General features: G+C 39.2%; 8 protein-coding genes. 1 reads left to right on the forward strand and 7 read right to left on the reverse strand.

The window, feature by feature from the left end:
• Positions 1 to 1,745 (reverse strand): Clp protease N-terminal domain-containing protein (locus ACKPEB_RS05605; protein WP_408963849.1); only part of this gene is annotated, 1,745 nt, incomplete at its 3' end.
• Between the two features lie 282 nt (positions 1,746 to 2,027).
• A complete protein-coding gene (locus tag ACKPEB_RS05610; RefSeq protein ID WP_408963850.1) occupies positions 2,028 to 3,740 on the reverse strand; it encodes an ATP-binding protein in 1,713 nt (570 codons plus the stop codon).
• A gap of 820 nt (positions 3,741 to 4,560) precedes the next feature.
• Here ACKPEB_RS05610 and rpsU point away from each other — a divergent pair.
• Positions 4,561 to 4,758, forward strand: a complete 198-nt coding sequence (gene rpsU / locus ACKPEB_RS05615) for a 30S ribosomal protein S21 (RefSeq protein WP_006616180.1) — start codon at positions 4,561 to 4,563, stop codon at positions 4,756 to 4,758.
• An 18-nt stretch (positions 4,759 to 4,776) separates the two neighbouring features.
• On the opposite strand, the gene ACKPEB_RS05620 is transcribed toward rpsU, so the two are convergent.
• The 5 genes from ACKPEB_RS05620 to ACKPEB_RS05640 form a co-directional block, all read right to left on the reverse strand.
• Positions 4,777 to 5,175 carry a GAF domain-containing protein gene (locus ACKPEB_RS05620; protein WP_408963855.1) on the reverse strand — a complete coding sequence of 133 codons (399 nt, stop codon included), beginning with the start codon at positions 5,173 to 5,175 and terminating at the stop codon, positions 4,777 to 4,779.
• 47 nt (positions 5,176 to 5,222) lie between these two features.
• Positions 5,223 to 6,347 (reverse strand): YihY/virulence factor BrkB family protein, encoded by a 1,125-nt coding sequence (locus tag ACKPEB_RS05625; RefSeq protein WP_408963851.1) that lies wholly within the window; start codon positions 6,345 to 6,347, stop codon positions 5,223 to 5,225.
• A gap of 174 nt (positions 6,348 to 6,521) precedes the next feature.
• Positions 6,522 to 7,415, reverse strand: coding sequence for an acetylglutamate kinase (gene argB, locus ACKPEB_RS05630; RefSeq protein WP_408963852.1), 894 nt, complete (start codon positions 7,413 to 7,415; stop codon positions 6,522 to 6,524).
• A 79-nt stretch (positions 7,416 to 7,494) separates the two neighbouring features.
• Positions 7,495 to 8,034, reverse strand: coding sequence for a rod shape-determining protein MreD (gene mreD, locus ACKPEB_RS05635; protein WP_408963853.1), 540 nt, complete (start codon positions 8,032 to 8,034; stop codon positions 7,495 to 7,497).
• A gap of 99 nt (positions 8,035 to 8,133) precedes the next feature.
• Positions 8,134 to 8,623, reverse strand: a 490-nt coding sequence (locus tag ACKPEB_RS05640; RefSeq protein WP_408963854.1) for a rod shape-determining protein MreC, incomplete at its 5' end; no start/stop codon positions are given.

Below are 8,623 nucleotides of genomic sequence, written 5' to 3' on the forward strand. Positions count from 1 at the left end.
GCTTCATTTTGACCGATAACTCGGTGGTGTAATTCATCTTCTAAATTCAGGAGTTTTTGCATTTCCGACTCGACTAATTTACTAATCGGAATTCCTGTCCATTTTGAGATGATTTCCGCAATATCAGCTTCAGTAACTTCTTCCCGCAATAGAGTTTTTCCACTGGTTTGAGTCGTTTCTAATTGCGCTTCTGTGGCTTTAAGTTTCTTCTTGAGTTCTTCCAGTTTGCCGTATTTTAATTCCGCCGCTCGGTTTAAATCATAGTTGCGTTCGGCTTGCTGAATTTCAATATTAACCCGATCAATTTCTTCTTTGATGGATTGAATATCAGTAATTACATTTTTCTCAGATTGCCATTGAGAACTGAGGTTTCGTTGTTCTTCTTTTAAAGTTCCTAATTCGCTTTCTAACCGTTCTAAACGTTCTAAAGAAGCGGGATCGCTTTCTTTTTGCAACGATAATCGTTCCATTTCTAATTGCAAAATCCGCCGATCAATTTCATCGAGTTCTTCGGGTTTAGAAGTAATTTCCATTTTTAATTTAGCCGCAGATTCATCAACTAAATCAATGGCTTTATCGGGTAAAAAGCGATCGCTAATATATCGAGTGGATAATACGGCGGCGGCGACTAAGGCACTATCGGAAATTTTCACCCCATGATGAACTTCATAACGTTCTTTTAACCCGCGTAAAATTGAGATAGTATCTTCAACGGTAGGTTGATCGACATAAACTTGTTGAAAACGGCGTTCTAAGGCGGGATCTTTTTCAATATATTTGCGATATTCATCCAGGGTTGTTGCTCCAATACAGCGCAATTCTCCCCGTGCTAACATGGGTTTTAAAAGGTTCCCCGCATCCATCGCGCCTTGGGTTGCACCTGCTCCCACAACGGTATGAATTTCATCAATAAATAGAATAATAGTACCATTAGAATCGGTGACTTCTTTTAATACCGCTTTGAGGCGTTCTTCAAATTCTCCTCGGAATTTTGCCCCCGCAATTAATGCCCCCATATCTAATGCAATTAACCGTCTTTCTTGGAGAGATTGAGGTACATCTCCCGCAATAATTCTTTGGGCGAGTCCTTCTGCGATCGCGGTTTTTCCTACACCGGGTTCCCCAATTAATACGGGATTATTTTTGGTTCTCCGGCTTAAAATTTGCACGGTACGCCGAATTTCATCATCTCGTCCAATGACCGGATCAAGTTTTCCTTGGCGGGCGGCTTCGGTTAAATCTCGACCATATTTTTCGAGCGCTTCATATTTGTTTTCTGGGGTTTGATCAGTCACTTTATTGTTTCCTCTAATTTGAGTAATAATCGATTTGAGTTTAGGTTCATCTAGGCGGAATTCTTGAAATAACGCTTTGCCAAAACGATCATCTTTAGGATAAGCTAAAAATAGATGTTCTATCGAAATAAACTCATCTTTATATTCTTGGCGGTAAGTTTCGGCTCGGTCTAAAAGGGTATCTAAACTTCGACCTAAATAAACATTAGAAATTGTCCCTGTTATTTTAGGTTGACGATTAATAAAGCTATCGGTTCTTTCTCGAAATTGAGCAACGGATACCCCCGCTTTACTCAGGATATTTTTAGTTAATCCTTCTTGTTCCAGCAACGCTTTCATTAAGTGTTCACTTTCAATTTGTTGCTGTTGGGATTGTTTAACTAAATCGGGAGTTCTGGCTAAAGCTTCCCAAGTTTTTTCGGTAAATTTATTCGGGTCGGTCGGTTGCATAATAATTAAGCCTCCAAATAGATTAAAATCAATTGAGTGATCATTATCAATATTAGCAACGCTATTAGTTAAGGATTTCCTATAACACTTCCCTACTATACTCAAGCCTATGATCAGAGTTTATCTGATTTTCACCACTTTCTGAGTACGGTTCACCGAAAATCCAGGGTTAATCTCAAAATCTAAAATATGAAATTAGGAGAGAATTATTAAGCCCTAATAAGTCTCAGGGAATTAAAAACCAGATAATTTTAAAAATATTATTATTTATTGTTAAGTTTTTTATCCCTTAACATGAACCGGAAGCCAAACACTAAAGATAGAACCTTGATCAATTTCACTTTCTACCGTAATCACGCCACCGAGAATTTGACATAAACGCTGACTAATTGCCAATCCTAATCCGGTTCCACCAAAGCGCTTGGTTGTAGAAGCATCCGCTTGAATAAAGGGTTTAAAAATATGTTGCAATTGTTCCTGTGTCATACCAATTCCTGTATCCCGAACTCGAAACACTAGATATTGAGAACAGTTAGAAATCAATCCATACATTAATTCATCATCTTCTGGAATGGGAGGTTTCTCTTGAGTTCTTTCAACAATTAAATCAATCGTTCCTTTTTCCGTGAACTTGGACGCATTACTGAGTAAATTTAACAAAATTTGTCTAACTTTAGGCAGATCCGCATACATGGTTCCCATGTTAGGTTTAGCCTTAACTTTCAAAACATTATTATTTTTCTCTGCTAAAGGTTTAGCGGTTGTAATCACATCTTCTACGAGTTGATCAACGGGGAAATTTTCTAAATATAGGGTGACATGACCCGCTTCAATTTTAGAAATATCCAAAATATCACTAATCATATCGCGCAGGTGTTTTCCGGCCGTTTGAATTCGTTCTAAGTCGGGTAAAAAGTCTGTATATCCTAAATCTTCCGATTCATCATGAAGCATTTCGCTATAGCCAATAATTGCATTTAAAGGGGTGCGAAGTTCATGGCTCATATTGGCTAAAAACACACTTTTAGAACGGTTGGCTGCTTCCGCCGCCATTTTTGCCTTCTGCAATTCCTCGGTATATTCAGCGACCCGTTGAATTAAGTGATTTAACGATTGTGTTAAAGCCCCAATTTCATCCGAACTCGTTACAGGAGCTTGTAAGGCAAAATCCGATTCCTCACTAACCCGCTCGGCAACTTTAATCATGATATCTAAAGGCTTGGCAATCATTTGGCTAATACAAATCGCTAAGATGGTGGCTAATGCACCGGATATGACTAAAGTAATGATAATAATTCTATTACTTAAAGTTGCTATGTTCCCATACTCTTGAATGGTACTTTCAGCCCGTTGACGAAATCGATTTTCCAGTTGAGTTGTTTCTGCATAAAGGGGATAAACTTGATTAATTCCAGCACTTTGATTCAAAGCGATCAATGATTTTTGAGCCGATGGCAAAATTTTAGGATTAACGTTAGGTTGTTCTGTCGTTTGAATTAATTTTTCAAACTGAGATGAATAGTTATTTAAGCGTTCCTGATAGCGTTGAGTTAAATCTTGTAATTGTTGATAATCTTGTAGGATGTCATTATTTAGGGTTTCTGGAAGATTTTGAAGTTGTTGAAGCTGATTATTCATCACAAAGAGATTAGAACGCAAAGCTGAAACCCCCCGTTCCAACTTGTCCAGATCCTGGCTATTGCTAAGGAATTGGACTAAATTATCCTGATGATGCTTCAACTGTATAAGACTTTGGCTGAGTCCATTAAGAGCCTTTGCTTTCTCCTGATCAATTTGCAATTGGCTACGCAGAGGTTTTTGATAATAAGTCTCCATTAAAAATGCTGAGGTTACACCTACAAGGACTACCCCAACGACTAATCCATAACCCCAGCCAATTTTTTGCCGAATACTGAGACGCTCAAACATGGGTAAGGCAATGGTAGAGGGAATTTTACTTTTTGTTAAGTTATGTTGAAATGAAATTAGAGACATCCGTAAGGTCGCTCTTAGCCAGGAAGGTCTATCTTATTTTATGCTAGTTGACATCCTTCTCAGTGTTCTAAGCCCACGATTCTTTCAAACAAAATTAGCGGAATAGCTGGGGGAAGATTGACACCTCATAGCTAGTGATGGTGTTTATACTAATGTTAATCCGGCTGTTAGTACAATTACGATTGTACCTGTTAATGCTCCTGCCGTCATCGATTTAGACAGCAGCCAACCCGGAAACAATTACTGAAAACAGTACAGGAATAACCATAGCCAATAGCGATATTAGTATCACAGACCTAAACGATACGAATATTGAAAATGCGGTTATTACCCTAACCAATCAACAAAATCGCTTTGAACTCTTAAGTTAAGCGTGTCATGATAGAACAATAGCTGCTTAAAAGCGCAACCTAGCCTTCATCCACGAGTTTTAGCTACCCGGTTGAAGGCTATGTCAATAATAAAGGAGTATTTCCAGCCTGGTACTCTCTGTGACTCGATATCCTGATTCCCAAAAGCTGATTTTCTCGTACCTCTTTGTGTCGATCACAACCTTGTTGGTTGTGTTATGGACGCTGAGGGGTTTATCCGTTTTAGCTTTTCTTCCGGGTTATGTGATTTGGATATTGCTGATCCTATCCATTGCAACGGGTATTTTAAGTTCCCTCAGCCGTTAAATCGAGGTTCTCTATTCCCGTATCCCTAGAATTGTAGCAATTACAAACATGGACGAGATCTCCCCAATTGCTGTAATATAGCATCAGGGGAATAATCTCACAAAAACTTTTCAAATGTTGTTGTAGACCATCAAGGAGAGGACATGACCCAAGTTATTCTGGGTGAAAATGAACAGCTAGAGTCAGCCTTAAGACGTTTTAAGCGTGAAGTTTCTAAGGCCGGTATTTTGGCAGACGTTAGAAAAAAACGTCACTTTGAAACCCCTCCAGAAAAGCGTAAGCGTAAAGCCATCGCGAACCAACGTCAAAGACGTGCTTTCCGCAAAAAACGGATGTTCTAGTTTTTGGTAATTCCTCACCTAGAACCCCCCTTTCAATCTACCGCGCCACAACTCCCGCTTGAAGCCCAATGGACAGAGCCGGGAGTAACGTCGCGGATTTTGTTTTTCTAGGAAGGTTTGATTTCCTCTTAACGCCATCAATGCACCCCCCAGTTGACCTTGGAAAAATACAGGAATGGCTAAGGCGGTTTGAATTGCCCAAGCGTCCACATAATCTTGATGAACCCGGAGATCTCCTTTGGTTTCTTCAACTAACACTGGACAGGAACCTTGAAAAGCGGTTCCACATAAACCTGATGTGGCTGCATCTCCTCGTTTGCCAACCATCATATCTGCATATTTACCCACTGCGGCGGCATGATCAACGCGCTCACCAAAGGATTCTACCAGTGAAACAACAGCCGTTTCAGTTTGCAGTCATTCTTGAACTTATTCAGCAATGGTTTGTAAAGATCAGGGTTGATTCATTGCTCAGAATTTGTTTTCATAGCATCTCCTACAATAACATTGAGTTGCGCTCCCATCAGCATAATTAATGAACTAATTTGTAGCCAAAGTAACAAAACAACAAACCCACCAATGGTTCCATAGGTAATATTAAATTTTCCAAAATGATAAACATACCAACGAAATAAATTAGAGACTAACGCCCAAAAAACTGAAGCTAGAATGGCTCCTGGCATCAATGGAGTTCCAGGTTCCCGATAATTAGGTGCATAACGATAAATAAAAGCATAACTGGTAGAAACAATCCCTAAAGTAATCGGCCATCGGAACTTTTGCCAAGTTTCCAATAAGGTTGATTCTAATAAACAATTTTGTACAGGAGGCTGAATCATGCAAGTTGCTAAATCTTCTAATGCACAATTACCGATGGTTTCAATCATACAACTTTGACGTGCAATTCCTTCAAAAATTAAGTCACTAATCAACACCAATGCTGATGCTAATATCAATAAAAATAAAGTTCCTAGTGCTAAAGCTAATGCAATTAACTTATTTTTCCAAAAAGGTCGAAGATGCTCATTGCTAACATGATGAATATGATTTAATGCGTCCATTGCTGCACTAATAACACCGGAAAAAATCCAAAGAGAGGCAATAAAGCTAAACGACAGGAGCTTAGAATTTGGATTTACAGATAATTGCTGAATGCCATTTCCGATTAAACTTTGCACTTCATCAGGGACAATCTGACTTAATAAAACTGCCATTTGATACAATTCAGCTTGTAACACTTGAAACGAACTAATGGCAATCAATAAAGCTAATACACCTGGAAATAAGGCAAGGGTAGCATGATAAGCCATTTCTGCCCCAAAACCCATTAATCGTTGTTCAATTGTGGCATGAATGAGTTGTTTAAAAGTTGTGTGATTCAAATACAGAAAAAAACAGCTAAAACGAATCATGCGCCGATGAATCCTTTTTAATCCTTTGATGAGGATAGGAAACAACGCAATCAATAAATCAGCGACAAAATCTGCAATGCAATTGATCAGTTGAACTAAATGGGTGTGCACGGAACCCGGTCGCCACTTAACCCATTTGAGATATCGCCAGAACTGGAAGAAGCTGGCTATTACCATTGGTTTTAGGGAAGTATACTTTCTTCCTAATTTACTCGATTCTCAAAAAATCTATGAATTTTTAATCAGAAAGTAGAAGAAATGAGTTGAACAGGTTGGGTTGTCTTGAGTTTAACCCTACCCGTTCAACAAATCCTCAGAGTTGAATTCAGGATTGGACGGTTTCCCAGATATTTAAAACATAAATTCTGAAGCCACAATCATAGTTCCTATCCCAGCATCCGTGAAGACTTCTTGTAATAACGCATGGGGAACACGACCATCTAAAATATGAGCCGCCCGTACCCCTTGGGCTAAACTCCTGACACAACAATTGACTTTAGGAATCATACCTCCAGAGACAATTCCTTTGTCGATTAATTGTCTAGCTTCTTGAATATCAACTTTAGCAATTAAAGTATCAGGATTATGATAATCCTCTAAAATTCCCGCCGTGTCGGTTAACAGAATCAACTTTTCAGCCCCTAAAGCTGCGGCAATTTCTCCCGCAACGGTATCTGCATTCATGTTATAAGCTTGTCCATTTTCATCGGTTGCCACACTGGAAACCACAGGAATATAACCATTATTAACCAAAGACTCTAATAGTTTGGTATTGACACTATTAACTTCTCCGACAAAGCCAATATCCGCTTGACCTTGAGGACGAGCTTTAATTAAATTGGCATCCTTGCCACATAAGCCAACCGCTTCTCCTCCGGCTTGGTTAATCAAAGAGACAATTTCTTTATTCACCCGACCCACTAACACCATTTCCACCACATCCATCGTTGCCGCATCCGTGACGCGCAACCCATTTTTAAATTGAGGTTCAATTCCCAGTTTTCCTAACCAACTGTTAATTTCTGGGCCACCGCCATGAACCACTACCACTCGAATGCCCACAAAAGATAGTAACACAATATCTTGCATTACCTTATCCTTGAGGCTACTATCCTTCATAGCAGCCCCCCCATATTTCACCACAATAGTACGATTGGAAAACTTTTGAATATAAGGCAGAGCTTCACTAAGGATTTTAGCGCGAATCGCCGTTTCAGTTTTGTCGAAGTCACTATGTTTAAGCATAGAAGAGAAGTTTCCTGAGCGCGTGTAGAGGCGGGTTCTGTAGTTCGACAGATTAACCAAAACCCTAATAAACCCGCCCCTAAGATTTTAGTTGATTTGAGGGTTCCATCAATGCCCACCAACGACTAAGCGGCAAATAGATGACAGGAGCCCACAAACTACTTAGAATGGCTGTTGACAGCCCAACCTGTTGCTGATGCAGCCACAATTGTTCTAAATTAAAATATCCAAACACTTGAATCTGTAAACTGCGAATGATTTCTACAATAATAGCCATGCCAAAAACAATCAAAGCAACAGAAATAAAATCCTCCTGAATTTTTTTAATAATCCGTTTGTAGATGATCACCGTTAAAACTGCAACCACAATCAATGGCAGGATATGGGACGGCTGAGTTCTTGTTAATCCATCTAAAATTAATCCACAGGTTAACCCGCCAATAACCGCTTGTAATAGCGTTCTTCTAATACTCCATGTTACCAGCCAAATTAATACCCAGTTCGGAGTCACCCCAAACAATTCTAACCCCGGAATCCGAAGCAAAGACAACCAGAAACAAACCATTAAGGTTAGGATGGTGACAGCCAAATTTAAAACAAAATGAGGTTTAAACAGCATGAAAAATTAGAAATTAATTAAAATGATGCAAGAATTATATAACTCATTCAATACCCATGAGAACCCATCAAATCTTGAATTTTTACAGTTAATTTATTGCTAATTTGGTTGTGATTTTGTCGCATCATTAGAGTTTTGATTAGATTCGGGATCAAACTTCTGATTCGGATAAACAATCACCCATTCTAAAGTAGAAATAGAAGCAAAAAATTCAATAATTGCTTCTGGAGCAGGTGCTTTATTCATATCTACAGAAACCACTTTTCCAATCGGTAAACCTTCAGGAACAATCTGACTATAAGCGGAAGTGACAACCACATCTCCAAGTTTAACATTAGGGTCACTTTCAAAAAACTCCATCAATCCTTGATCACGAGCATCTCCCTTGAGAAATCCCATATTGCGACTACGACTAATCGTCACCCCAATTCGACTCATGGGATCAGTTAACAGTATGACTGTACTGGTATTGGGTGTAACACTCATCACTCGTCCAACTAATCCCCCTGGAGCAAGCACTAAACCCTGATGCCGAATTCCGGATCGACTCCCACGACTGATAATAATTTGTTTCCACCAAATATCAGCA

This window comes from Planktothrix sp., from assembly GCF_046067725.1.
Taxonomy (GTDB): Bacteria; Cyanobacteriota; Cyanobacteriia; order Cyanobacteriales; family Microcoleaceae; genus Planktothrix.